The organism is Renibacterium salmoninarum ATCC 33209 (assembly GCF_000018885.1).
GTDB lineage: Bacteria > Actinomycetota > Actinomycetes > Actinomycetales > Micrococcaceae > Renibacterium > Renibacterium salmoninarum.
Window position 1 is genome coordinate 3,110,192 of record NC_010168.1, and the last position, 24,635, is coordinate 3,134,826.

Consider the following 24,635-nt stretch of genomic DNA (forward strand, 5'->3'; position numbering starts at 1 on the left):
CCAACCAATATCTGTGCAGGCTAGGCAGTTGCTGCGTCTAGGCCGTAGCTCGGCTCGCGCTTTTTGATCCAACCAATCACCAGCGCGGTCACTGGCACCAAGAGATACTGCAGGGCAACCTTGTAGACGAACCCGACCACAGTGTAGTTAACCAATCCGCCGAAGTCCGTGATGCCAATAATTGGCGCAGCCACCGCGCAAAAAATTAGCGTGTCCACAAATTCACCAGCGCCAGAGGAGCCCAGGAGTCGCACCCAAAGCCGCCTTTCGCCTTGCCGCGCCTTGAACCGGGACATGATGAACGAATTGAGCAACTGGCCAGCTAGGAAGGCGATCAATGAACCGGCTACCAATTGCGGTACCGGCCCCAGCAGGCTTTCCAACGCAGCCTGCTTCTGATGGCCAAAGTCGTCGTCGAAGCCGGGCAAGATGATGATGATCCAGTAGCAAAGGGAAGCGAAGATCGAGAGCGCAAAACAGGTGTAGACCGCTTTACGTGCTGCCTTGAACCCGTAGACCTCGCTAATAACATCACCAAGGATGTAGGCGAACGGGAAGAGGAAGAAGCCGCCATCGGTAATAATCTGGCCAAATTGCACGCCTTTGACAGCGCCAATCCCAGACAGAATCACAATGCCGCCCATAATCGCGAGCAAGATACCAAAGTATCTGCTGCCAATAGCGGCGTAACGGGGTGCGGAATCAAGGGGTGCGGTGGGTGACACGGAAAAATCCTTTAAGCTGGGCCCTTTCGGGCTGAGTATCCGATAGCCCGTCTGCACCCAGGCCGCGCACTATTCTACGCGCGACTACGTTCTTCTGCGCCGCGGTGCAGAATTTTGCCGCGAAAGAAGTCCGGATCGCGGACATACATGACCAACATCAGCACTACGCCGAGCAAGAGAACGCCAATGCCCAAAATGAAAACCAGACCTAAACCGCCGATTTCTGAACCCGAGCCATAGGCCGGATCCATGGAATCAATCGCGGTTTTGACGAACATCAAGAGCAAAATGATGCCACCAAGCAGCGGCAGCAGCAGGCGGAAGCTGAAGGACCGTATTGACTCGAACCAGGTTCGCCGGAAGAACCAGACACACGCCAATGCAGTGATGCCGTAGTAGAAACAAATCATCATGCCTAAGGCGGTTACCGTGTCAGAAAGAGCATTTTCGGAGACGATTCTGGTGAGAGCGTAGAAGCCAGCTGCGGCCACCGCGGCAGCCAGAGTCGCCGTCGACGGTGATTTATAGCTGGGGCTAATCTTGCCCAGCGATTTAGGCAGAGCGCGGTAATGCCCCATCGCTAGCAGCGTCCGGCCGGGTGAGACGAAGGTTGATTGGAGCGAAGCGGCAGAGCTGGAGAGAATCCCCAAAGACATCAGAATCGCAAACGGACCCATTACTGGCCCGGCAAGCACGGCAAAGATGCTGGCTTGGTTCTCCGGATTCCCTGTGCCTAGGCCGGTGTCGCCAATTCCGGCATAAGCCAAGGTGGCCAAAACAACCGTCATGTAGATAACCACAATGATTAATACCGTAAGCATTGCCGCCCAGCCCGGCGTCTTTTTCGGATTTTTCATCTCTTCGTTCATGGTCAAGGTGGTGTCCCAGCCCCAATAAACGAAGATCGAAAGCGAGACCCCAGCGGCAAACTCCGTAAACGAACTCACGCCAAACGGGTTGAACCACTCGGCCGAGATCGGCGTGGCGTCGAATGCGCTTCCAGCAGAAACGTGCACAAAGGCCGAAATAGCGAACCAGCCCAGCACCAGAAGCTGAAATCCCACCAAGATGTATTGCACTGCTTTGGTGGTCTCCATGCCCCGGTAAGAGACCCAGCACGCCAGCGCGATGAAAATGAAGGTGGTCAAAATATTCAGCCAAAGTACGTGCCGCAGCTCCCCGAGTTCAGGATTGCTGAAGATTTGGCCCAGCAGTAGATAGAAAAAGTCGACGGCGACGGCGGCCAGGTTAGACAAGACGATCACGGTAGCGGCAATCAATCCCCAGCCCCCCATCCAGCCGATCCACGGGCCGAAAGCCCGGCTAGCCCAGGTGAACGAAGTACCAGAATCCGGCATTGAGTTATTGAGCTCACGGTAACCAAAAGCCACCAAGATCATCGGGATAAAGCCGATCAGGAAAATTGCTGGCAGGTGCACGCCTACCACTGAAACCGTGGGACCAAGGGCCGCGGTTAGTGTGTAGGCCGGTGCAATAGTGGAAATACCAATCACCACGGCGCCTAAAAGTCCTACAGAGCCGGCTTTGAGGCCCTTTTCGCTGAGTCCTGAACCAATCACGGACGTCTTTGTCTCGCTCATATCACCCTCTTGTTTTCTACAGTGAGATCTATTTAGGTCTATTGCTGACCGCGCGGAAGCGCGATCATTGGCACCGGAAGGGCTCGAAGAATACGCTGAGCCGTGCTGCCGATGAAGAGCGAACGTCCCGGGGCCAGTCGGCTCGAGCCGATCAGCAGTACCTCACCCGAATCCCAGTCCAGACCGTCCACGGCCTGCTCAATGCTGCGTCCCTGTGCAACAACAATTTCGACCTCAACTTCCGACGCCGCGCGGCTAGAAAGTGCCTCAGTGAGTTTGCGCTGAAGAAAGGACCGCGCCGCAAGCTGCAACTGCACGTCCGCAGAATCATCAGTTTGATCGAGTGCTAATAGCGAGATCAACCGCAAGGGCAAGCCCTGCCGTTCAGCTGAGTCGAGCGCGAGCCGCAAAACGTCGTCGGCTCCTGCTCGGGTACCTACTGCACAACTGAGCCGAGTGATCGGCTCGCGTTCTTGGTATCCGCTAGGTGCCAGCGCTACCGGGACCGTGGCTGAATGCAGTAGCGAACTCGCCGTACTACCGATGGTGAACCGTTTGAACAAGCCATGACTGGGTGCACCGACGAGCAGCAGACTTGCCTCAAACTCAATGGCCGCCGCGCTTAGTGCTTCTGCTTCGGATTCAGCGAAGCGTAAATGCCCTCTAGCCACGATGTCTGCCGGAAGCGTGCCAAGTGCTTCATCAAGCCAGCTGCCAGCTTGCTGTTGCAAGGCACGTTGATATCCCGGCGCCGGCGGATAGCTCGCGTTGAATGGCGACTCTTGCGGCAGCACCAAGACGAGATCAAGTTCTGCACGCTGCCGCTTAGCTAGCGCGACGGCCAAATTCAGTGCCCCTGCGCCCTGTGCATTGGCGGTGCACCCCACTACATATCGCATCGGAGCTCAGACCGTCACGGTCTTTGACGACTTCAGCGAGTCAACAAGATTGCTTGCGGTGTATTCACCCATCCGTACTGCGCCGTCAACATGCTGGTAGCCTTCCGCGGCCAGATCTGAAGATGACCAGTGAATCGGACCCACCGGTTTGAGCTGATCGGCACCGTAACGATGCAGGCCGCCTAAGTCATAGCTGGCGGCGTAAGCGCCACGCGTCCATTCTTCCGATCCCCAATCAGATTCGTAGTAGACCACCGGTTCCTGGGCCTGTGGCCCCAAATAGTTGGCTAGCGACTTCAATATCTGGACTCGCCGATCAACTTCACTCAGCTCGAAAACGTGATCAGCTTTTTCGTCAGAGATAAAGCCAACTAACGTACCGCGTGAATCTTTGTAATTGCTGTTGTCGTAAACCTCTTGAACTAGCTCGTCCGCACCAAAGCCGGTACCGGAGAGACCATCAGCCCGCCAGAATGGCGTTTCATACACCGCGTGAACCTTGATAACTAGGCCCAGCGACTGATGTTGATGCATCTGATGTTGACGCCGCGGAAGCGGCGGATCAAAAGAAACCCTTGAATAAAGGTTGGGCGGTACCGCCATCACCACCCGGCGTCCTTCGACGACGACGCCGTCGGCCTCAACAGTGACCCCGTCCTCAGTCCAGCGGATGGTTCGGACCGGTGAGTTAAGCCGAACGTCGGTGCCCAACTTCGCGGCTAGACGTTCCGAGACCTGCTGCATGCCGCCGATTACCCGCTTGTCCAGAATGAAGTCTTCGTCAGTCAGATTGCTAAACGAACCGGCCGAGGCAGACATCAGCACTGCTTGCAGCGTAGAGAAAGCATGTGCGGGTTTAGTTAGCATGCCACCGGCGATGAAAAGCCCAATATTGTTACAAGCTTCTTCATCGTCAGAGTGCTGCCGCAGCCAATGATAAAAGGAGATTGTGTCGAGTTCGCGCGCCCGAAAGTGGCTCCATGGTGCGGTTGCGCCAACATCGGCAGCCAAACCGTCCAGAATACCGATCAGCCGGTCCATCTCAGCGACGGTGTGCTCTGAAGCGGGAAACATATCGCCGGTATAACGTGTCCGGCCACCGTCGTGAGCAAGATAAATCGAATCGCCGTCCCGGTAGCGGTCAAACATTTCAAGTCCCAGCTCCGTCAACAAGGATTTGAGTGCGGTTTGGTCTGGCGATACCCACTGGCCACCAATTTCCAGCACAGCCCCGTCGATAGTGTTCGTCCAAGTTCGGCCCCCGACGCGGTCTCGAGCTTCCAGAACCACGACGTTATAGCCTGCTTGCTTGAGCCGCCAAGCAGTAGTCAGGCCTGACGGGCCTGCTCCAACGACGACGACGTCTGTGCTCAAAGTGCTCATTGCGATCCTTTCGGCGGTGCACGGCGCCACCGTGCGATAAATAGTAAATGAACTATATTCATTTAGTGAGCCAGCTTACGCCTTTCGAACCGAAAGCGGAAGATCCCCTTGATCGATGGATGCAATAATCGATTGGGTCGAAAGGGGCATCATGGCCGAACCGATAGCAGATCAACCCGCCAGGAGACGTGCAGGCAGGCCTGTTAAGGCAGTTCTTTTGCCGGACCGGATCACCGAAGCCGCGTTGGCGCTGATTAACTCAGACGGCTACAAAGGGCTCACGATGTCCGCACTGGCCCAAAGGCTGAAGGTAGCGCCATCCGCGCTCTACAATCATGTGCGCTCAAAGCAGGATGTACTCAGCTTGGTGCAGGATCACCTGATGTCCCATATCGACGTGAGTCAATTTCAAGATAAGAGCTGGGACGACGCCGTTCGGGCGTGGGCCCGCGCGTATCGCGACGTCTTTGCCGCGCATATCCCACTTATTCCAATCATTGCCGTGCAGCCAGTTACCGATTCCCCGCAAACGCTGCGGATCTATGAAGCTGTAGCGCAGGGCTTCCGAAATGATGGCTGGCTAGAACAAGACATCGTGGACGCGATCGTGGTGCTCGAGTCCTATATTTACGGCGCAGCCTTTGATGTCAACGCACCAGAAGAGATCTTTGACTGCGGAAGCTTGGCACCGGAGGCGCCATTTTTCTCCACTGCGGTGCAAGCTAGAGAAAACTTCTTCGGTCGCTACAACGCCGAGCGAGCCTTTGCCATGGGACTAGATGCAATCATCGTCGGATTGAAATCTCGGGAAGCCTTTACCTGACATGTCCCAGATCACATCTGGTTGATCGGCTCTATTTAGATAACCATTAGGCTATAAATTGGCTAACCGAATAGTTATGTTTCTCGTTTTTGTTATATCTTATGGATAGTTATTTGCGTCAAGCGGGGTAATTAAATGGATTTGCTCGACCCAGGCAGCTATTAATCTACGCGCTTCGTAATATGAAAAAAACTTACGCAACATTGCCTTTTAGTGTCTTGCGGACAAAAAGGCTACTCGAAATCGAATTAAAATATCGCCTTAGTCGCTGACGTTACCGGTAAGTAGTCTCAGCCAGCCACGGATAACCAATCGGAAACCTTGGTCAAATTCCGCGGATTAACAGCAAATTCAACGATTTTCCCCCAATAACTCTAGCCGCATCGCGCGACCTCAGCTCGATCGAGGCGATAGTGTGCCACGCTTCTTCTTGCGAATGCAGCGCTCGGTTTGGGCGGCAAAATCTCCTTCTCTCAAGTCTTTTCTCTAAGGCTAAATAGCTGGTCAGCGGCGAATTACGACTAATTTTCCTCCCATTGCTGGGATCAATACTTGGGAATACTCTTTCCATAACTTGGGGCATATCTGCATTTATGTGCGCGTGTGCTGCTAGTACGCCATAAAGGCGGTTGGTGATGGATGACCTTGAGTTCTACTCGATGCGAGTCTGCGCCAAACGCGAAACCAGATTCAGCAGAGTTAGATTCGAGGGAAAATAACTTGAACACATTTCAGAAGCGCCGAGCGCGCCAGGGCAGTTCGCCCGGCGCCTTGGCCGCCAAACTTCTCAGTGGAGCAGTAGCGGCGTCGCTTGTGGCCTTGCCGCTTGCCGGCACTGCCGTTGCTGTACCCACGGATCAATCCGAAGGTCAAGCGCAAGTTTTGCGTAGCGATCTCTTCGCAAACATTCCGGTAGCCAACCTTGGCTTCACCAACACCGGCAACCCCTCTAATCCCGGGCCGAGTAGCACGCCGCTCAATCTGGGACTTCTCGTCAATGAGAATGTCAATCTTGGTAGCCTTACGCTTCCCCTGATTGGTAATGGCACCAATGGCGGGTTGCTGAACCTGGGTGCGCTTGGCGCGCTCAACAGCTACAGCACCTCCCCCAGCGGCACCAAGTCAAGTGCTAGTTCCGGCTTGGTCGGCGCAGACGGCGCAATCCAGGTCAGCCCTGGCAGCGGCGTAGGTGCCAACCCGGCTTATGTCGACCTGACTTCGTTGTTCGGCCAGCTGGGCATTGCCGGTTTGACCAATGAGATCCTCGACCAAGCACGGGTAGAGCTTGGTGCACTGGCATCACAGGCTGACCAAACCGGCACGGCGATTACTTCCAAGTACGTCTTCGCCGGCTTGAACCTCAAACTGCGCAGCCCGCTAGTTGCTAAGTTGTCCGCAGCATTGACGACGGCGATCAACACGGCTATCTAGCCGGTAGGCGACATTGTGAAGACCGGCGGCGGCGCCGTCGACACTTTGTTGACCACGTTGAAGAACGCTTTGAATGTCAACATTCTTGCCGCCTCGGTTAAGGTCACCAACGCGACTGCGACGATTGATGGACTGGACACTGCAGCCCAAACCATCACCACTCAGCTGTTGCAGACCCCGATTCAGAACGCGACCGGCTCAATCAAGATCAACTTGGCTGACGGCTCGATCGAGCTCGATTTGGCTAAGTTGCTCGCTGAGACTCCCACTGGTGGCGACATCAATGCGTTGCCGCCGAACAGCCAGGTCCTCTCCGCTGAGATGATCACGGCGATCCTGGACGGAATCAGCAGCTCGATCTCTGGTCTGACCACCAAGATCACTGACACCACGACTCAGGTTCTGAACAACCTGAACCTGACGCTGAACATCGGCCTGAATGCCTGTGTCGGTATTCCACCACGGGGCACCTGTGCCGACGGTGGCGTACTCATCAAGGGCAAGCTGTCCGACTTCGCCGGAACCACTGTTCCGCCGACGTCGCCGGTAGTTACCACCACCTTGAGCGTTGGCCCGCTTGATCTTGGCGCAGCAGTAAACGCCATTGTTCAGCCGTTGGTCAATACCGCGATCACCCCGGTTACCACTGGCTTGACTCCGGCAGTGAATGCTTTGACAGCACCGCTACTCACCACCATCAAGCCAATCCTCGACCAGGTTCTTGCCAAGTTGGTTCAACTAACCATCAACGAACAGCCGACCAAACTAGCTACTCCTGGTCCGGGTGACCTGGGCGCTGACTCGTTTACAGTCCGCGCACTTTCGTTGACCCTGCTACCTAATGGTACTGGCTCTGGCCTTGCCAAGGTGAGCCTGGCTTCATCGACGGTACGTGCGACTGTTGCCGCAGTTCCGACGATTGCGGTCACCCGACCACCGTCCCAGCAGGAACGCCCACCAGCGTCACCGGCACCGGATGGGACCCAGCAACACAGGTCTCCGTCCAACTCAAGGACCCGGCCGGTAACAACGTTGGCGCACCGGTACTAGTAACCCCGAACGCAGACGGAACACTGCCTGCAACGAGCCTGCCAGTACCCGCAGGATCCGCCCCCGGAGAATACTCCGTCGTCGGAAACCAAGGCACCAACGCCCAAACCGCACCACTAACCGTCACCGCAGACGCAAACGCCAATACGAATGCCACGGCATCCGCTTCGGCATCCGCTAACGCTGACGCAAACGCCGCAGCACAAGCAGCAGCTAACGCTGAACCGTTACCGGTTTCTTGCCGCTTTTATGCGAGCCCCTGCACCGGTTGGGCCGGGATGGTTTCTTTAGCGTAATACACTACTTCGTGTTCTGTCGGTGGGATGTCTCCGATGCTGGTGTGTAGGCGGTCGTTGTTGTACCAATCGATCCAGGCCAAGCTGGCCCATTCAACCTCATCGATGGTTTTCAACGGCCCGTTGCGGAAGGGAGAATCTTCTCGGACGGCTTCAGTCTTGAACAGGCCGATGGTGGACTCGGCCAAGGCGTTATCGTAGGCGTCCCCGACAGAGCCGATTGATGCTGCGATGCCCTCCAGAGTCAGGGTTTCCCCGAAATGCAAGGAAGTGTACTGGGACCCGGCGGCGGAATGATGGATCAGCCCTTCTGCGACCGGATGCCTGGTGCGTGTCCGCTGCCATAAGCCCATCCTGAGTGCTGTGCTCACCAGGGCGGTGTCCTTGATCGTGGAGATGTTCCAGCCCACGATGTACTTGGAGAAACAATCAATGATGAACGCGACATAGACGAAACCTGCCCAGGTGCGCACATAGGTGAAGTCCGCAACCCAGCGCTGATTTGGGCCAGCTGCGGTGAAGCACCGATCCAATAAATCCGGGGCACGGTCATGGTTTCGGTCCGGCACCGTGGTGCGCACACCTTTGCCCCGTACCCGGCCTTTCAAACTCAACAAGCTCATGAGCCGGTTCACCTGCCGGTAAGAGACCTCGAATCCTTTCCGACGCAGCCAAGCCGTCATTTTCCTCCTCCCGTACATTCCCTCCGGTGTCCCTACCGTTCCTAGCAACGCATCCATAACCGAAGCCTCTGCCATGTCCCGGACCGAAGCGGTGGAGACCTTCCAACTACGGTAGGTCCGGGCAGTGACCGTTAAGCCCTGGCCACGCAGGACCTTGCAGATCACCTCGACTGCCCAGCCAAGGAAGCGTTGTTCATCGATGAATCCCCTGATCAATGCTTCGCGGGGGTCGAGTTCCCCCGCGAAGAAAACCGACGCAGCCTTCACAATCTCTAACGACTCACGCAGCTCACGATTCTCACGTTTGAGCGCACGTACCTGCTCCGATTCCGTCGTGGACATCCCTACCCTGGTCCCGGCATCAATTTAGGCCTGCCTCACCCAACGACGTAGGGATTCCTTCCCAACCCCGACTTTGCCGCCCACAGCAGCACAAGCAGCCATCAACGATGGATACTCCTGGAGATGATCCAAAACCAGCCGCACCGACCTGTCCCGAACCTCCCGCGAAAACTTCCGATTCATAACCATCAATACTTCCTTCCAAACTCAAAAGGAAGCGGCATAAAACCGGTAACGGTTCAGTTGCGCACTGATTCGGTAATCAGCGCAACCGCGTCGTCCAGTCCGCCGTCGGCTGCAAATGCGGCAAGCCGGCTCAGGCGGTCAGAAACTTGACCGCCGAAGTCCGCCATTAGCTGCTTTTCTTCAGTATTCTCAGGCAAGATTTTTCCTCTTTCGATCTACGGAATGTGGGGTAAGTCGCGCCATGTGTTCGGCTGCCGAAATTGCACGACCAGGACGCCGATGGGGCGCAACAGCCATTGCTGAAGCAGCGAGCTGCGAAGTGGCTCGGGGAAAATTCTCTTGTGCCAGCAGAAGGTACAGCAAATCCATCGCCAGTAATTGCACGTGCTTTGCGGAAAGATCATCGGGCTGCAAAAACTGTTCATGCACGCTTGTGGTGATCTGGAAATCTGCAGATTCGGCCAAAGTCGAGTTCGGGTTATTGCTCAATGCGACGGTGGTAGCGCCAGCTAGCCCCGCTTGCCGCAGCATTTGAATAGTCTCTTCGGTTCGCCCGGTATTAGAAATACCAATCGCGATGCATTGCGAGTTCTGCAATGAGGCACTGGTCAATCCGGCGTACACCTCGGTGCAATGATGACAGGGGATGCCAATTCGATAGAGCCGATTTTGCAGCTCCTTGGCCATCACCGCGCTGCCGCCAATGCCATAGATATCTACGTGCTCACTGAGCGCAATGCGTCGAGCCAAGTTTTTCATCAGACGCAGATCGAGCACCGCGGCGGTCTCTTGGAGCGAACGGGCATGGGCGTTCATTAACGTGCTCAACACATCACGCGGCGAGTCGTCTGGGCCAAAGGCGCGGCCAATATCCGTCTTCCACGATTCGCGGGCATCGGAGCGGCCAAGATCAGAAGCTACACCCACCCGGAACGGCGCATAGCCGGTGTAACCGATCAATCGGCAGAACCGAGTTACCGTTGCCGCCGACGTGCCAGTTTCATCCGCAAGCTCCTTGATTGAGAGCTCAAGCGGCGCCAGCGGCTTCTCAATGAGATACCTTGCAATCTTCGACATTGCGCCACTCATTTCGGGAAGCTGCGCCTTGAGCCGGTTGACAACGCCCACGGCAGAGTCGACGGCGAAGTGCGTCGCGGTTGACCCCTCGAAATCCACGATGAAAATCCATTTCTTGCAAATGAGCGTTGTTGGAAAACTATTCTCATACACTATTGTGTGTCAAGTCGCAGATTGTAAAAGGTAGGTTACGATGCCGCTATTTTTAGCCATCGATGCTGGTGGAACGTCCACGCGAGCAACTTTTCTTGATCAGCAAGGTACCTGCCTGGGCTTCGGTAAATCTGGCCCCGGAAACCCAGTTTCTTCAGGTTTTGAAAGGGCGATTGGCTCGATCTCTGAGGCCTCCAAGCTCGCTTTAGCTGGGCTTTCCGACGCCGGGACTCAGCTTGAGAGCGTCAGCTTGGCGATGGCCGGAGGTTCGAGCAAAGTTCCAGTGGAAAAAATCCAGTCGGCACTTCAAGAACTCGGCCTTCGCGGAAACCTAATGATCGAATCTGATCTTTTAGCCATGTATTTGTCCGGAACTTATCATCCAAATGGTTATGCAGTAATCTCAGGCACCGGCGCAATCTGTGCCCGAGTTATCGACTTTTCGACGGATCGCGTCGCCGACGGCCTAGGTTGGCTGCTTGGCGATGCTGGCTCGGGGTACTGGATTGGGCTTGCCGCAACTCAGGCCGTCGCCGCCGCCCTCGACGGACGCGGAGCACCCAGCAGTATGGTCCCCACGATGTTGAGTCGATTAGGCGTCAAGGCAACCGAGCAGATGCACGAAGGTCGGCCGATGCAATTGCAGGAGCTGCTGATCGCGGTTTATAGCCTGCGCCCCATCGAACTTGCGAGCTTCGCGACGCTTGCCTTCGAAGCTGCTGCTGAAGGCGACTCAGTGGCGGCAGGAATACTTCAACGCGCCGGCGAGGAGTATTGCGCAGTCTCGCCGTTGTTCGTCCAGTAGGGGCGGATTCAGCGCGCCTACCCCTCATCCTGGGTGGCAGCATTCTCTGACCCGGATCTGCGGTTCGCCGGGTGCTAGAACAAGAGCTCACCGACGTCGAAATCATTGGGGTTTCAGATGGCCTTGCCGGAGCCGCTTCCCTGAGTTTGCGTCGAGCTGGCATCGAGGTGGACGCCGCGATATTCTCCGAGATTCAGCGAAGATTAGAAGAACTGCGAACGAGCTGAATTAGCTCTCGGGGTCCCCAGTTGCTCCCGTTTTGGGATCTGCTTCAGAAGTCGTTGAATCGGCTACCGGCGGGTTCTTCTTCAATCGGTCTTCAGAACGAAGAATCACGCCGGAGCCCTTACTCAAATGCTCTGGATTTTCTTTGTAGCTCATCGCCAGCATTGCGCACATTACTAAGCAGACTATGAAGGTGATCGCAAAAGCGGTCAGGCCAAGATCAAAGCGCACAATGCGAGCTTGGCCATTGCTGGCGTCCCGCCCAGTACCACCAGTGGCAACCACGGTAGTGATCACGCCAGCGATTAATCCGAGTACTGCAGAGAAGATCAGGGGTCCCTTGACCGAGGTTCGCAGCTTCTTGCCACTGCCTTCTTGGTCGGCCACGAGCGCTCCTTCTAGTTTGACAACTCTTTTAACACCCGAGTTATTCTACGCCCGGTAGAGACTGTTCAGAACTCAAGGTGCTTGCCGCTCCGCGCGAGCCATCAGTCCGGTAAGTCAAAGCGGCAAGAATCAGCGCCACACCAATGATCACCGCAGAACCACCCATCACGCCCAAGGGAGCTCTTGGCGAACCATTGGCTAGGGCAAAAATCAAGATTCCAGCAACCGCAGCGATCGTGCCAGTAATAAGCCAGTCCCGGCCAAGTACAGTCTGTTGGCGGAACTTGAAGCCAAGCAAGATTTCCAAACCACCGGAGAGCACTAATGCCAAGCCGATAATCAAAGTGCTAGCACCGGGCGCAAGTAGTGAAACAAGGCCACATACCGCCAGCACAATGCATTCGATTCGCAATAACAAGCCAGAGCCTTGCAAACCGTGCCGCACACTCATGTTAAGCACTAGTACCGCCGCAGCAGTGAGAAGCAAGTAGACTCCGGCAGCGGCTGCAGGAACATCTGGCCAGAAGACAGTCAGCAGGCCAAAGGCAAGCGCAACCAGCGAACGCAACAGAACAGGTCGCCAAAGGCCCGGTTCCGGCGTCGGCCGTCCGACCTGTGCATTGTTCGACGTCACTTTGCCTCCAATAACTGATTGCCCGCCGTATTAGTCTATTCGCATCAGGCACTCATCGGACGCCGGTCAACAGCCAAGCGTCCGTGCGTGCGCGCAAGCCTAAGCTAACCGCGCGCGCCAAGAGATAGCCGCCAGTAAAAGCAGCCCACAGCCAGCCGAGCCCCACTGGGCCTTGTAGACCGGAAATTGCCACCCAAATCAGCAAGGGGGCATAAGCGGCAAGACACGCCATGCCGACCAAACCCAAGTATCGGACGTCGCCGGCCCCCATCAATACGCCGTCGAGCACGAAAACAAATCCAGCTATTGGCTGGCACACCGCGAGCGCTATCAACGCGGCAAATAATGACTTGTGCACTTGCTGGTCAGTGGAAAAGATCCAACCGAGCCAAGGCGATCCAGCCAGCACTAAGATACCGGTCAAGACTCCGAAGCCAATCCCCCATCGAATCATGGTCCGGGTGAGTGCATGCACTAATGGCAAGTTGCCAGCACCTAGCTCTTTGCCAATAAGCGCTTGTGCGGCAATGGCCAATGCGTCTAGCGCGAACGCCAAGAGGTAGAAGATGCTGGTGGCAATTTGATGGGCAGCAAGGTTGTCCGGGCCTTGCCCGGTAGCGACGACGACGGTCGCCACAGTGGCCGCACGCAGGCTCAGCGTGCGAACGAAAAGCCAGCCGCCAACCGAGGTCAACGACAACACGGCCCGCCAGTCTGGCGCTAGGGCCAGCCGCTCCTGCCGGGCAGCGCGAACCACAATGACTAGGTACACCGCGGTCATCAACCATTGTGCGATCGAGGTTCCAATGGCCGAACCCGCCACATCTAAGTTGAGCGGGTAAACAAGAAGCCAGTTCGAACCCGCGTTCAGTGCGAAGCCGAGTACCGCCACCACCAACGGGGTCCTAGTATCTTGTAAGCCGCGCAAGACGCCGATCGCCGCCAACACCATGAGCATCGCCGGAATGCCGGGCATAGACCACTGCAGGTAGCTTGTGCCAGCAGCCAAGATTGGGCCCCGTGCGCCCAATAATTGCAGCAGCGGTTCAGCAACAAATACGCCAGCAATTGCCAAGCCCACGCCCAGAACCAAAGCCAGCCAGATTCCGTCGCGGCCAATCGCCACCGCGTCTCGATGCCGCCCCGCACCGATCAACCTGGCAACTGCAGGGGTGGTCGAGTACGCCAAGAAAACAAGCAAGCCCACTGCGGTTTGTAAAAGAGTCGAAGCAAGTCCGACGCCGGCCAGCTGGTTGACGCCGAGATGGCCGACAATTGCGGCATCGGCGAGCAGAAAAAGCGGCTCGGCGATCAAAGCACCCAGGGCGGGCACCGCGAGGCGAAGGATTTGGCGGCCGATGCCGGCAGGTCCGGTGGGCGTTGAAGTCTCCGCAGATCGCGAATGGGCAGGATCCACATCAGAAGTGTACTCAACGAAAGTTGTGCCGAAGTGCGAAGCTTGACGCCATGGAACCATCAGGATCTTCGGAGAAACTAGAGCAGTTCCGGCAAAACGCCACCCGTTGGGCAGCAGGTGGCAGTGCTGCCGAGGCCGCCGGTGTAACTGCTGCTGCGCTGGCAAGCAGCTGCTGTCTGCAAACGGTCGTCTTCGTTGAGGGTGCAAGTGATCAGGCGGCGGTAGAGACGGCAGCCTTTCGCCGGGGGCGCGATTTGGCTGCTGAAGGCATAGTAGTAATCTCGCTCGGCGGTGTAACCAATATTGCCAAATTTATGGACGTTCTGGGCCCAGCCGGTTTGCGCCTAAATGTCGCTGGCTTGTGTGACAGCGGCGAAGAACGTTATTTTTGCGCGCGGCAGAACGGGCCGGGCTCGGAGTTCGATTAAGCCGAACGGAGATGGAAGCGCTGGGTTTTTGGGTCTGCGAAGCTGATCTAGAAGAAGAGCTCATGCGCACCCTAGGTGTTGCCGTCGTCGAATCTGTCATAGAAGCTCATGGTGATCTACGCGCGCTAACCATTTTCCGAAAACAACCCGCACAGCTGGCGTGCACTGAGCAGCAACGCCTGCACCGATTTATGGGCACAATCAGCGGCCGGAAAATCAACTATGGCCAGTGGCTAGTAGAAGCGCTCGAGCCAGCTGAGATGCCAAGGCCACTGTCTGGGCTACTAGATTCGATCTGATTCCGAGAGCTCAGCACTGCTGCTAATACGTGCTGCCGAGAGAATTAATACGCGCTGCCGGTGCTATCCGGGGCCATATTTGAAAAGCGAGAGTAATGGCCTTGGAAACCCACCACGATGGTCTTGGTTGGACCGTTACGGTGCTTAGCGATGATGACGTCTGCTTCGCCGGCTCTTGAGGACTCTTTGTCGTAAATATCTTCACGGTGCAGCAAAATGACCATGTCCGCGTCCTGCTCAATAGAGCCCGATTCACGCAAGTCAGAGACCATTGGCTTCTTGTCAGTTCGCTGCTCAGAACCACGGTTCAGCTGCGACAGGGCAATAACCGGGACGCCAAGCTCCTTGGCCAGCAGCTTCAAAGCACGGGAAAATTCAGAAACTTCCTGCTGGCGCGATTCAACGCGTTTGCCAGAGGACATCAGCTGAAGATAGTCCAAAACGACTAGCTTCAGCTCGTGTTGTTGCTTAAGCCGACGGCATTTTGCCCGGATCTCCATCAATGACATGTTGGGGCTATCGTCAATGAAAAGTGGCGCTTCGCTCAAGGGCCCCATCACCTTGGCCATTTTGGTCCACTGCTCGTCTTTGACGGTGCCCTTGCGCAAGTCCTGGAGTTGAATGGTCGCTTCAGCGCTCATGAGGCGCATCGCAATTTCAGTACGGCTCATTTCCAGCGAGAAAAAGACGGTTGCCATTTTGTTCTTAATCGCTGCCGAACGGGCAATATCCAGAGCAAAAGTCGACTTACCAACCGCAGGACGAGCCGCGATGACGATCATCTGCCCCGGATGCAAGCCATGGGTCAGCTCGTCCAGATCATAAAAACCAGTCGGCACACCGATCATGCCCTCGCCACGGTGCCCGGCAGCCTCAATCTCATCAACCGCGGTCTGCATCACTTCACCCAGCGAAACGTAATCCTCCGCGGAGCGGCGTTCGGCGACGGCGAAGATCTCAGCCTGAGCGGCGTTGACGATGTCTTCGACTTCACCGTCGTTGCCGTAACCGAGTTGGACGATCTTCGTTCCAGCATTTACTAGCCGGCGCAAGACTGCACGCTCCGCGACGATCTGAGCATAGAAGCCCGCGTTTGCCGCCGTGGGCACCGATTGAATCAACTGATGCAAATAGGCGGGTCCACCAACTTTGGAGATCTCACCCCGTTTTGTTAGCTCGTCAGAGACGGTGACCGCATCGGCAGGCTCACCACGACCGTATAAATCGAGTACAGCCTCATAAATATTTTCGTGGGCCGGACGGTAGAAGTCCTGCCCACGCAACACCTCAACGACGTCGGCAATCGCGTCTTTTGAAAGCAGCATGCCGCCCAATACGCTCTGCTCGGCGACAAGATCCTGGGGTGGGGTTCGGGGGAAGTCCGGTTCACGCAGCGAAGTAGTCTCCGCCTGCTGATCAGCTACCGACATCGATGCCCGCTCCCTTCGAGTCGTTTGCACAAAACTGCATCCTTCAACCTGATAACTGCATTCTGCCGCCTAGCACCGACAGTGTGGCTTTGTGCCACTTAGTCAAAGCCGTGGCCAGCCTCAGCAAGCATCGCCAAGCGATGTTCAGTATGGATACCTGGCAACGTTAGACGCTGCATCGCCCAACGCCAAGCTGTCAGCCCAACCACATTGTGGATAACTTGTGGATAGCGCGGCGTGTCATGTGCACAGGCTGGGGACAACGCTGTGGATAGAAATATTTATTTTTAACAAATGCCTTGCTGACCTGCGGTTATGCAAAACACAGGCTGTGGAGAAGAGGAAGTTTTTGCGGAACCTTCATCCACAGCTTGCATGTTGACAACTTTCAAAAAATGGGCATGCACCGTTAAAAAAGTCAGTTCAAAACTAGTCAATGTGACCGATGTCACTGCAACACTTGGTTGCAAAGAGATCAAGAATCTAGTCCATCAGCAAAGCCGCGCTAGGCAGCGTGCGCAGCGACGACTAAGCTCTGTTCATGGATTGGTTGATCGTAGTACTCATCGGCATTGTGGGAGTCGTGGTACTGATCTGGGCCATGCGCGTTGGCCGCCCCCGCGGCTCACAACTTTCCGACGCCGACCACTATATGCGTGAGCTGACCTCACGGTCACATAGTTCGCGAATTTCTGCCCCACAAAACATGACCTCGGCCCAATCAACCCAGGCCTACACCCAGGCACCAGCTGTCCAATTGCCGCCACAACTGGTGGCGCAGGCACAGGGTATGGTTCGGAACGGCCAAAAGATTCAGGCGATTGCCCTGATTCGACAAGTGACCGGATTCGACCTGGCCACTTCCAAGCGAATCGCAGACAACCTCTAAGCGCCATGCAGGCTCAGAACAAGACGATGCCTACGGGTGAATCTGTCTCAGCATTCATTAGCGGCGTAAGCAACGCAAAACGGCGACAGGATGCAGAAGAGCTTCTTGAACTGTTTGGCCGTTGCACAGGCCTTAAAGCAGTTATGTGGGGGCCCAGCATCATTGGCTTTGGCCTGAACCACTATCGTTACGCGAGCGGTCGCGAGGGTGACCAGCCCGCCGTCGGCTTCTCGCCGCGCGCTTCGAATCTGGCACTGTATGGCCTTATCAACACTGCTGAAGCCCGCGAGCAATTGACCTCTTTGGGCAAGCACAGAGCCGGTGCGGGCTGTCTTTAATTTGAGCTTGCTCAGCGACGCAAACCTGGGCGTTCTGGAAAAACTGATCCGAGCTGGGTTCGACTTGATGCACAACGCCACTTAAACGAAAACGCTGCACCACTTTTGGTCGCTAAACCAGTTGTTTAGCGACCAAAAGTGGTGCAGCGTTTCAGTAACGAGTTACTTACCTGCGACGACGTTCAAGTCGATCACAGCGGAAACGTCCTCGTGCAGACGAACGTTTGCCTGGTATTTGCCAACGCTCTTGATGTGCGCCGGGATCTCGACCTTGCGCTTGTCGATGCTGCCCAAACCAGCAGCTTCAACAGCCTTTGCAACGTCCTCAGCCTTAACGGTGCCGAAGAGGCGACCGGAATCGCCGGCCTTCACCTCGAGGCGTACCGGGGTGGAGGACAGCTTGGCGGCCTGAGCCTGAGCAGCTTCAACGGAAGCGTGCTCACGAGCAGCGCGAGCAGCCTTGATGGACTCAACCTGCTTCTCGCCACCCTTCGTCCAGGTCAGAGCGAAGCCGCGGGGCAGAAGGTAATTACGTGCGTAACCGTTCTTCACCTCGACGACGTCGCCAGCAGCACCGAGACCGGTCACTTCATGGGTCAAAATGATTTTTGCCATTGTAGTTTTCTCTCCTTGCTTTCTGAGCGCTTAGCCGCGACCCGCGCCGGAGTACGGCAGTAGAGCAACTTCGCGAGCGTTCTTGATCGCCTGAGCGATCTTGCGCTGTTCCTGCACGGTCACGCCAGTAACGCGACGAGCACGGATCTTTCCGCGATCGGAGATGAACTTGCGCAGCAAAGCTACGTCCTTGTAGTCGATGACAGTGATGTCAGCGGCCTTCAGGGGGTTGGACTTTGGTTTGGGCTTACGGATTTCAGCCTTAGCCATCGTGGAGCTCCTTTTCTGTGGAGCCCGTGGGTTTCACGCCACGGGATGGAGAGTGGTGCACACTCGCAGTGCCGGCATCGCCGTCACAGGGGGTCCCTCGTGCACCAATCTATGAATTATTTTGGTGATTTAGAACGGAGGTTCGGATGAATCCGGACCGGCGCCCCAATTACCGGAGTTAGACGAGGGAGTAGCCCACGGGTCTTCGGCCGGAGCTGACTGTTGGCCAGATCCACCCCATGCAGCGTTGCCGCCGCCCTGGTTGCCACCGAAGTTGCCGCCGCCACCATTTCCGCCGCCGAAGTTGCCGCCACCCTGACCGCCGGAGCGTTGGGTGCGGTTAACTTTGGCATTGGCATAACGCAGCGAGGGACCGATTTCATCGACCTCAAGCTCCATTACAGTGCGCTTTTCGCCCTCTTTAGTTTCGTAGGAGCGTGACTTCAGTCGTCCGGAAACAATCACCCGGGAGCCTTTAGTCAACGACTCGGCCACGTTTTCAGCCGCTTCGCGCCACACCGATGCGCGCAAGAACAGCGTTTCGCCGTCTTTCCATTCATTGGAGTTGCGGTCGAAGGTACGCGGCGTAGACGCAATGGTGAAGTTGGCCACCGCAGAACCGGACGGTGTGAACCGTAATTCCGGATCGTTGGTCAGATTGCCAATCACGGTGATGGTAGTTTCGCCTGCCATGTCTGCCCTCTTCCTACGTATTGTTCAGATCAGATGATTGATAGCCGAAATTACTCGGCAGCAACCTTCTGGTCTTCGGGGCGGATGATCTTGGTGCGCAAGATGGTCTCGTTGAGGCCAAGCTGGCGGTCAAGTTCCTTAGCGGTAGCCGGCTCAGCAGTGAAGTTCACTACGGCGTAGATACCTTCAGATTTCTTTTTGATGTCATATGCCAAGCGGCGACGTCCCCAGATGTCCACCTTGTCGACGGTTCCACCGTCTGTGGTGATCACGTTGAGGAACTTCTGAAGCGTTGGCTCGACGGTACGCTCTTCGACCTCTGGGTCGATGATTACCATCAATTCGTAAGGACGCATATGTGAACCCACCTCCTTTGGGCTAAGCGGTTGCGGTATTTCCGTAACAGGAGGTTCATTTGCGTCGACCGCCGTATTGCAGGATGTACCTGAGACACGGCAAATCGAATCCGTGCTAACACAGACCTAACTATGTTACCGGAAACCATCGATAAGCAATACCCCCCCCGTCGTCGAGTGACGACGGGGGGAAAGAGTTGCACAGGTTGGGCGAGGGCTATTCGGGTAGCGGCTTGAACGCGGTTTCTCGCAACGCGAAGATTATAGACCGCGAGCGAGATCAAACACAGCACGACTACGTACCAACCAAACAGCCCCGGCACACCCCATGTTTTGAAGAGGGTGCCCACAAACGGTGCGGTGTCGCCAAAGATCGCCACCGTGAGCGAGTACGGAAAACCAATCCCCGCGCTCCGAACATGAGTGGGGATCGTTTCTGCATTAACCGCTGCCGAGATTGAGGTAAACCCACTCAGTACCAACATGCCCACCAAGGTCACCCCCAACGCTCCGACGAAGGTTGACTGGGAGACCAGGTACAAACCAGGAACGATTCCCACGGCAAAGATCGCAGATGAAGCAATCAGCAACGGCTTGCGGCCAATCCGGTCGGACAAGATGCCAACCAGCGGCTGAATAATCAAGAAGAAGAACAGCCCAATGGTCGAAATGACCAAGAAATCCTTAGTTTCTAGGGAACCGTTGGTAGTTGCATAGGTCGGCAGGTAAGTGGTCCAGGTGTAATAGAGGATCGTGCCAGAGATGGTTATGCCAACGATCAACAGCGACTGCTTCGGGTATTTGACCAACGCATCAAAGACTTTCGGCCGCACAGCCTCAGCTTTCACCACAAGGGTCTCTTCGGTGCCACGGCGAATCCACAATCCGACCAAGCTGAGCAATGCGCCAACGAAGAATGGCACCCGCCAGCCCCAAGCATTCATGTCGTCTTTGCTGAGCGTGCTCAGTAAAAGGGCCGCTAGCCCGGAGGCGAGCAACTGCCCCACTGTGGTGGAGACGTATTGAAATGATGAGTAAAAACCGCGACGGTTGGCCGGTGCGGACTCCACGAGGAAGACGGTGTTGGCCGCAAACTCGCCACCAACGGATAATCCGGAAATTAGCCTGCCCAGCACCAAGATGATTGGCGCCCAAATACCGACGGTAGCAAAGCTGGGGGTGAGTCCTACGATCAGGGATCCCAGCCCCATGGCGGAAATGGTCAATACCAGCGTATTTTTCCGCCCAATTCGATCAGCCAGGTTTCCTACTAACAGCCCGCCGATTGGGCGCAACAGGAAGCTTGCGGCAAAGACTGCGAAGGCGGAGAGCAGATCAGCGGTCGCATCGCCGGCGTGAAAGATCTGCGGCGCAAAAACTACCGCCAGAAAGCTGTAGATATACCAGTCGTACCATTCAATGGCGTTACCCACCCCGGAGGCGACAATCTGGCGGAAACGATTACTGACCGGCTGAACGGTCGAGGTAGCTGCTGCGCTCATTGCCACATGCTACTTCCGGCCGACCGCCAAAGTTGCGGCACGACGTCGTAATCAGTCACTTCCTGCCCGTCGAGTGTCGAGTTGTGGTCATTAAACCCCGATTAAAGCGACCACAACTCGACACTCGACGGGGGGATAACGGGGAGATGGGGGATACGATCGGCACGTGGAGAATCGAACGCGACGGGCCCGGATTGCACGCAGGCGATTTCTGGTGATGATCGCCGCCGCGATCGCGGCACTTTTGCTCACCGGCTTCCTTGATTCCTGGCTGCACGCACCCGCGGTAGCCTGGGCAGTCGCCGCCGGCATTTACGATCTCTGGATCTGGCTGGCAATCTCAATGATGGATGCGAGCACGACGGCGGCGCACGCCACCGAAGAGGATCCGCGCCGGGATACCGCGAACTTCCTGATCTCGCTTGCTGCAGTCGCCAGTTTGGGCGCGGTAGCGGTGGTAATGGTCGATGCAAAGGGCGCCGAAGGCCCGGTCCGCGCCGGGTTGGCAGCACTAGCGCTAGTCACCACCGCCTTATCTTGGCTGCTGGTGCACACGCTTTATACGTTGCGTTAAGCGGAGATCTACTACACCAATAAATCCGCGAGCGGCCAGCCCAGCCCTGGTGGCATCAGCTTTAACCAGACCGAGCCACCGCAGTACACCGACTTCGCCTATATGTATGGCCTTCAGTTTGGGCATGACCTATCAAGTGTCGGACACCAACATTGAGACTAGGACTATGCGATCGGCGGCATTACGGCACAGCCTGCTCGCCTTTGTCTTCGGAACGGGCATCCTGGCCACCACCATCAACTGGGTAGTCAGCCTGGCCTGAGCCAAATAGATCAAGCCTTGACGTGGCCTGGGTCACGATGCGAACTCACATGAAGTACGGCGAGAGATCTCAGGTTAGTCGCTGATAGTTTCTTCGAGATACCCATTGTCAACCTCGAGGAACTACCGTGTCGATTGCCCCGGCCATCGCGTCAATTGACGCGGCACCGCGATCTGGGTGGCGCACGCTGCTTCGGGACCGTTGGGGAATATTCGGTGGTTCGTTAGTCCTGGTTTTCATCCTTTTAGCCATCGCGGCACCGCTAGTTGCCGGGCTGAGCAGAAACGATCCTTACGCTTATCACTTAGACAAACTCGATGGCTCTAGCGCACCAGCAGGTTTTGGCGGCGGCATCAGCGCATCGCATTGGTTTGGCGTGGAACCGCTCACTGGACGCGATCTATTTTCCATCGTGGTTTTCGGTGCCCAAACTTCCCTGTTCGTTGGAATTAGCGCAACCATCGTCGCAGTCGTTTTGGGCACGGTCATTGGACTGAGCGCCGGATATTTCGGCGGCTGGTGGGACACCGTGAGCAGCCGAGCCACTGACGTACTACTGGGCTTCCCCGGCTTGATCTTCATGATCGCATTGGGTGCGATTGTACCTGTCGAAACCAATAAAACCTTGCTGCTAATTGGCGTCATCGGCTTCTTTTGCTGGCCCCGAATCGCACGGGTAGTCCGAGCTGAAACTATGAGCATCCGGCAGTGAACCTTCGTGCAAGCTTCGGCCGCGATGGGCGGAAATCCTGTGCACGTGATTCGCACTCAAGTTTTACCCAATCTTTGGCCGACCGTGATCATTTTCGCCACGCTGAGCATTCCCGCGATGATTGGCTCCGAGGCCGCGTTATCCTTTCTAGGCGTCGGCGTGCCACCGCCCACTCCGGCCTGGGGCCGCTCAATTGGCGCCTCAGTGGGCTGGGTGCAAACCGACCCGTGGTACCTGATTTTCCCCGGCATCGCTTTGTGCTTGGTGACCCTGGGCTTCAATCTTTTCGGTGATGCGCTACGCGACGCTTTCGATCCGAAGGACGCGCACTCATGAGCCTTCTAAAATACTTGCTGCTGCGTATTGGCGGCATCATCCTGGTCCTACTCATAGTCGCGGTCACCACGTTTCTGGTCTTCAATTTGCTACCGCAAAACGTCTCAGAGTTGAGCTGCGGTAAACCTTGCACACCGGAAAGACTCAGTGAAGTCCGTACATTCATGGGTTACGACCAACCGCTACTGAACCAGATCTGGAACTTCTTGAGCGGCATCGTCACTGGTCGCACCTTTGGCCAGGGCCCAGCAGCCGTGCAATGCGGCGCGCCATGCTTTGGCTACTCTTTCCGACTTGGCGTTCCGGTGACTGATTTGATCGGCCAAGCTTTCCCGATCACGCTTTCGATCGCCGTCGGTGCGGCCGTACTTTGGCTAATTTTTGGTGTTGGCGCAGGGGTGCTCTCTGCAGTGAAAAAGGGAACCTTCGCAGACCGCGCCGTGATGGGCGTGGCTATGATCGGCGTCTCAAAGCCAAGCTATTTGCTGGCCTTGCTCGGCATTTTGTTCTTCGGCTTCACACTGAACATCTTGCCGGTGGGCGGCTATGTTCCGATTACCGAAAATCCCTTGGAGTGGGCTTGGCTCCTATTGCTGCCATGGACCGTTTTAGCCTTCTTGCACGCCGCCGTCTACGCGAGAATTAGCCGCGGTCAAATGCTTGAAGCAATGGGTGAAGACTACATCCGCACGGCGCGGGCCAAAGGCCTTCGAGAGCGGACCGTGGTGGGCAAGCATGGCTTACGCAACGTGCTGCTGCCAGTGGTGACATTGCTTGGCTTGGACTTAGGCGGCTTACTTGGCGGCGCCGTGATCTCCGAAAAGATCTTCAGCATGCAAGGCCTGGGCGCGCAGCTGCTCGACGCGGTAGGAAACATGGATTTACCGGTCATGTTGGGCATCACCTTGTTTGCCGCGTTTTTGATTATTGGCGCAAATTTCATTGTCGACTTGTTGTATTTGGTCCTCGACCTTCGGGTCAAAAGACCAACCAAGAATCGAGCACCAGCTCTTTCCGTTTAGAACCGTTAAACCCGCATAAAACTCATTAGCACTGGACCGCAGAGAAGGAAACTCATGAAATTGGCAAAGAGCCTCGGTGCCATAGCGCTCGTCGCAGTGTTGGGGCTGACGGCATGCAACGCTAACCCGAGCAGTTCGACGTCGGGCAGCAGCGAGGCAGTCACCAAAGGCGGCACCCTGAACATCTTGACGGCGTCCACCGAGATCAATCTGGACCCAGCCAAGAGCCAGAACCTGGCCATCACCACCCTTGGACTCATCGAGCGTCGCCTGACTACCTGGGATATCTCAGCTGACGGACCGGCCAAAGTGGTTCCTGATCTGGCCACCGACACCGGGCGGGCTAGCGATGACGGCAAGACCTGGACGTTCACGCTCAAAGACGGCGTGAAGTACGACGACGGCAGCCCGGTCACCACAGCCGACGTCAAGTATGGTCTGGAGCGCTCTTTTGCACCGGAGCTTTCCGGCGGCCTGGGCTACCACAAGGCATTGCTAGTTGGTGGCGAGAGCTACAAAGGGCCCTACGCGAGTAAGAAACTGGATTCGATTGAAACACCGGATGCGAAGACCATCATTTTCAAGATGAATAAAGCATACGGCGACTGGCCTTGGATTGCTTCGATGCCAGCATTTGCGCCGGTACCTGCCGCGCGCGACACAGATCCGCAGCAATATGCGGCCAAAATCGCGGCCACTGGCCCCTACCAGTTGGACAGCTACCAACAGGGTGTTGCGTTGAAACTCAAACGGAACCCCAATTGGAGTGCGGATACGGGCTGAATCGCTCCG

At 56.2% G+C, this 24,635-nt stretch carries 31 protein-coding genes; 15 read left to right on the forward strand and 16 right to left on the reverse strand.

The window, feature by feature from the left end:
- Positions 1 to 20: 20 nt before the first annotated feature.
- The 4 genes from RSAL33209_RS15405 to RSAL33209_RS15420 form a co-directional block, all read right to left on the reverse strand.
- Positions 21 to 725, reverse strand: coding sequence for a queuosine precursor transporter (locus RSAL33209_RS15405; RefSeq protein ID WP_041684885.1), 705 nt, complete (start codon positions 723 to 725; stop codon positions 21 to 23).
- A 74-nt stretch (positions 726 to 799) separates the two neighbouring features.
- Entirely contained in the window at positions 800 to 2,326 is a 1,527-nt protein-coding gene (locus tag RSAL33209_RS15410; RefSeq protein WP_012246842.1) for an APC family permease, read from the reverse strand.
- Between the two features lie 38 nt (positions 2,327 to 2,364).
- A complete protein-coding gene (locus RSAL33209_RS15415; protein WP_012246843.1) occupies positions 2,365 to 3,225 on the reverse strand; it encodes a universal stress protein in 861 nt (286 codons plus the stop codon).
- Positions 3,226 to 3,231: 6 nt separating this feature from the next.
- Positions 3,232 to 4,614, reverse strand: coding sequence for a flavin monoamine oxidase family protein (locus RSAL33209_RS15420; RefSeq protein ID WP_267895952.1), 1,383 nt, complete (start codon positions 4,612 to 4,614; stop codon positions 3,232 to 3,234).
- A gap of 145 nt (positions 4,615 to 4,759) precedes the next feature.
- Between RSAL33209_RS15420 and RSAL33209_RS15425 the strand changes: the two genes are divergently transcribed.
- From RSAL33209_RS15425 to RSAL33209_RS15435, 3 genes are all read left to right on the forward strand, one after another.
- Entirely contained in the window at positions 4,760 to 5,431 is a 672-nt protein-coding gene (locus tag RSAL33209_RS15425; RefSeq protein WP_041685982.1) for a TetR/AcrR family transcriptional regulator, read from the forward strand.
- A gap of 720 nt (positions 5,432 to 6,151) precedes the next feature.
- On the forward strand, positions 6,152 to 6,862 hold the full coding sequence (locus RSAL33209_RS15430; RefSeq protein WP_158539329.1) for a choice-of-anchor G family protein: 711 nt from the start codon (positions 6,152 to 6,154) through the stop codon (positions 6,860 to 6,862).
- Between the two features lie 15 nt (positions 6,863 to 6,877).
- Positions 6,878 to 7,912, forward strand: coding sequence for a hypothetical protein (locus RSAL33209_RS15435; RefSeq protein WP_012246847.1), 1,035 nt, complete (start codon positions 6,878 to 6,880; stop codon positions 7,910 to 7,912).
- Between the two features lie 247 nt (positions 7,913 to 8,159).
- Here the strand turns inward: RSAL33209_RS15435 and RSAL33209_RS15440 are convergent, their stop codons facing one another.
- From RSAL33209_RS15440 to RSAL33209_RS15450, 3 genes are all read right to left on the reverse strand, one after another.
- Positions 8,160 to 9,233 carry an IS3 family transposase gene (locus RSAL33209_RS15440; protein ID WP_012243778.1) on the reverse strand — a complete coding sequence of 358 codons (1,074 nt, stop codon included), beginning with the start codon at positions 9,231 to 9,233 and terminating at the stop codon, positions 8,160 to 8,162.
- Between the two features lie 239 nt (positions 9,234 to 9,472).
- The gene (locus tag RSAL33209_RS17690; protein ID WP_012246848.1) at positions 9,473 to 9,616 is read right to left on the reverse strand and encodes a hypothetical protein; all 144 of its coding nucleotides are present in this window, start codon (positions 9,614 to 9,616) and stop codon (positions 9,473 to 9,475) included.
- Positions 9,609 to 10,595, reverse strand: coding sequence for a MurR/RpiR family transcriptional regulator (locus RSAL33209_RS15450; protein WP_233494230.1), 987 nt, complete (start codon positions 10,593 to 10,595; stop codon positions 9,609 to 9,611). The genes RSAL33209_RS17690 and RSAL33209_RS15450 overlap by 8 nt, the downstream gene beginning before the upstream one ends.
- Positions 10,596 to 10,689: 94 nt before the next feature.
- Between RSAL33209_RS15450 and RSAL33209_RS15455 the strand changes: the two genes are divergently transcribed.
- Complete coding sequence (locus RSAL33209_RS15455; protein ID WP_012246850.1) at positions 10,690 to 11,454, forward strand: N-acetylglucosamine kinase; 765 nt, start codon at positions 10,690 to 10,692, stop codon at positions 11,452 to 11,454.
- Positions 11,455 to 11,525: 71 nt separating this feature from the next.
- Positions 11,526 to 11,681, forward strand: coding sequence for a hypothetical protein (locus RSAL33209_RS17695; protein ID WP_012246851.1), 156 nt, complete (start codon positions 11,526 to 11,528; stop codon positions 11,679 to 11,681).
- A gap of 1 nt (position 11,682) precedes the next feature.
- On the opposite strand, the gene RSAL33209_RS15460 is transcribed toward RSAL33209_RS17695, so the two are convergent.
- From RSAL33209_RS15460 to RSAL33209_RS15470, 3 genes are read right to left on the reverse strand one after another with little or no spacing between them, the layout of a single operon-like run.
- Complete coding sequence (locus RSAL33209_RS15460; RefSeq protein WP_012246852.1) at positions 11,683 to 12,066, reverse strand: hypothetical protein; 384 nt, start codon at positions 12,064 to 12,066, stop codon at positions 11,683 to 11,685.
- 40 nt (positions 12,067 to 12,106) lie between these two features.
- Positions 12,107 to 12,700, reverse strand: a complete 594-nt coding sequence (locus RSAL33209_RS15465; protein WP_012246853.1) for a DUF308 domain-containing protein — start codon at positions 12,698 to 12,700, stop codon at positions 12,107 to 12,109.
- A 52-nt stretch (positions 12,701 to 12,752) separates the two neighbouring features.
- The gene (locus RSAL33209_RS15470) at positions 12,753 to 14,117 is read right to left on the reverse strand and encodes an MATE family efflux transporter (protein ID WP_041684886.1); all 1,365 of its coding nucleotides are present in this window, start codon (positions 14,115 to 14,117) and stop codon (positions 12,753 to 12,755) included.
- 50 nt (positions 14,118 to 14,167) lie between these two features.
- Here RSAL33209_RS15470 and RSAL33209_RS19040 point away from each other — a divergent pair, with 50 nt between their 5' ends.
- Entirely contained in the window at positions 14,168 to 14,545 is a 378-nt protein-coding gene (locus tag RSAL33209_RS19040; RefSeq protein ID WP_233494231.1) for a TOPRIM nucleotidyl transferase/hydrolase domain-containing protein, read from the forward strand.
- Between the two features lie 11 nt (positions 14,546 to 14,556).
- Positions 14,557 to 14,844: a hypothetical protein gene (locus RSAL33209_RS19045; RefSeq protein ID WP_233494232.1), complete on the forward strand. Its 288-nt coding sequence runs from the start codon at positions 14,557 to 14,559 to the stop codon at positions 14,842 to 14,844.
- Positions 14,845 to 14,888: 44 nt separating this feature from the next.
- Here RSAL33209_RS19045 and dnaB read toward each other — a convergent pair whose 3' ends face one another.
- Positions 14,889 to 16,274, reverse strand: coding sequence for a replicative DNA helicase (dnaB, locus tag RSAL33209_RS15480; RefSeq protein ID WP_041684887.1), 1,386 nt, complete (start codon positions 16,272 to 16,274; stop codon positions 14,889 to 14,891).
- Between the two features lie 541 nt (positions 16,275 to 16,815).
- Between dnaB and RSAL33209_RS15485 the strand changes: the two genes are divergently transcribed.
- A complete protein-coding gene (locus RSAL33209_RS15485) occupies positions 16,816 to 17,163 on the forward strand; it encodes a hypothetical protein (protein WP_012246857.1) in 348 nt (115 codons plus the stop codon).
- 5 nt (positions 17,164 to 17,168) lie between these two features.
- Entirely contained in the window at positions 17,169 to 17,501 is a 333-nt protein-coding gene (locus tag RSAL33209_RS15490; protein WP_012246858.1) for a DUF1801 domain-containing protein, read from the forward strand.
- A gap of 162 nt (positions 17,502 to 17,663) precedes the next feature.
- Here RSAL33209_RS15490 and rplI read toward each other — a convergent pair whose 3' ends face one another.
- From rplI to RSAL33209_RS15515, 5 genes are all read right to left on the reverse strand, one after another.
- A complete protein-coding gene (rplI, locus tag RSAL33209_RS15495) occupies positions 17,664 to 18,116 on the reverse strand; it encodes a 50S ribosomal protein L9 (protein WP_012246859.1) in 453 nt (150 codons plus the stop codon).
- A gap of 30 nt (positions 18,117 to 18,146) precedes the next feature.
- Positions 18,147 to 18,386: a 30S ribosomal protein S18 gene (rpsR, locus tag RSAL33209_RS15500; protein ID WP_010144869.1), complete on the reverse strand. Its 240-nt coding sequence runs from the start codon at positions 18,384 to 18,386 to the stop codon at positions 18,147 to 18,149.
- A gap of 129 nt (positions 18,387 to 18,515) precedes the next feature.
- A complete protein-coding gene (locus RSAL33209_RS15505) occupies positions 18,516 to 19,079 on the reverse strand; it encodes a single-stranded DNA-binding protein (protein ID WP_012246860.1) in 564 nt (187 codons plus the stop codon).
- Positions 19,080 to 19,129: 50 nt separating this feature from the next.
- Positions 19,130 to 19,435: a 30S ribosomal protein S6 gene (gene rpsF / locus RSAL33209_RS15510; protein WP_041684888.1), complete on the reverse strand. Its 306-nt coding sequence runs from the start codon at positions 19,433 to 19,435 to the stop codon at positions 19,130 to 19,132.
- Positions 19,417 to 20,937, reverse strand: a complete 1,521-nt coding sequence (locus tag RSAL33209_RS15515; RefSeq protein ID WP_041684889.1) for an MFS transporter — start codon at positions 20,935 to 20,937, stop codon at positions 19,417 to 19,419. Before RSAL33209_RS15515 ends, rpsF begins: the two co-directional genes overlap by 19 nt.
- Before the next feature lie 166 nt (positions 20,938 to 21,103).
- Here RSAL33209_RS15515 and RSAL33209_RS19420 point away from each other — a divergent pair, with 166 nt between their 5' ends.
- The 6 genes from RSAL33209_RS19420 (at position 21,104) to RSAL33209_RS15540 (ending at position 24,626) form a co-directional block, all read left to right on the forward strand.
- Complete coding sequence (locus RSAL33209_RS19420; protein WP_012246863.1) at positions 21,104 to 21,511, forward strand: DUF1345 domain-containing protein; 408 nt, start codon at positions 21,104 to 21,106, stop codon at positions 21,509 to 21,511.
- A 124-nt stretch (positions 21,512 to 21,635) separates the two neighbouring features.
- On the forward strand, positions 21,636 to 21,773 hold the full coding sequence (locus tag RSAL33209_RS19425) for a DUF1345 domain-containing protein (protein ID WP_267895953.1): 138 nt from the start codon (positions 21,636 to 21,638) through the stop codon (positions 21,771 to 21,773).
- A gap of 127 nt (positions 21,774 to 21,900) precedes the next feature.
- Positions 21,901 to 22,485, forward strand: a complete 585-nt coding sequence (locus RSAL33209_RS19050) for an ABC transporter permease (RefSeq protein WP_012246865.1) — start codon at positions 21,901 to 21,903, stop codon at positions 22,483 to 22,485.
- A gap of 6 nt (positions 22,486 to 22,491) precedes the next feature.
- Positions 22,492 to 22,821, forward strand: a complete 330-nt coding sequence (locus RSAL33209_RS19055) for an ABC transporter permease (RefSeq protein WP_012246866.1) — start codon at positions 22,492 to 22,494, stop codon at positions 22,819 to 22,821.
- Entirely contained in the window at positions 22,818 to 23,843 is a 1,026-nt protein-coding gene (locus RSAL33209_RS15535) for an ABC transporter permease (RefSeq protein ID WP_012246867.1), read from the forward strand. The genes RSAL33209_RS19055 and RSAL33209_RS15535 overlap by 4 nt, the downstream gene beginning before the upstream one ends.
- Before the next feature lie 54 nt (positions 23,844 to 23,897).
- A complete protein-coding gene (locus RSAL33209_RS15540; RefSeq protein WP_012246868.1) occupies positions 23,898 to 24,626 on the forward strand; it encodes an ABC transporter substrate-binding protein in 729 nt (242 codons plus the stop codon).
- The last annotated feature ends 9 nt before the right edge of the window (positions 24,627 to 24,635 follow it).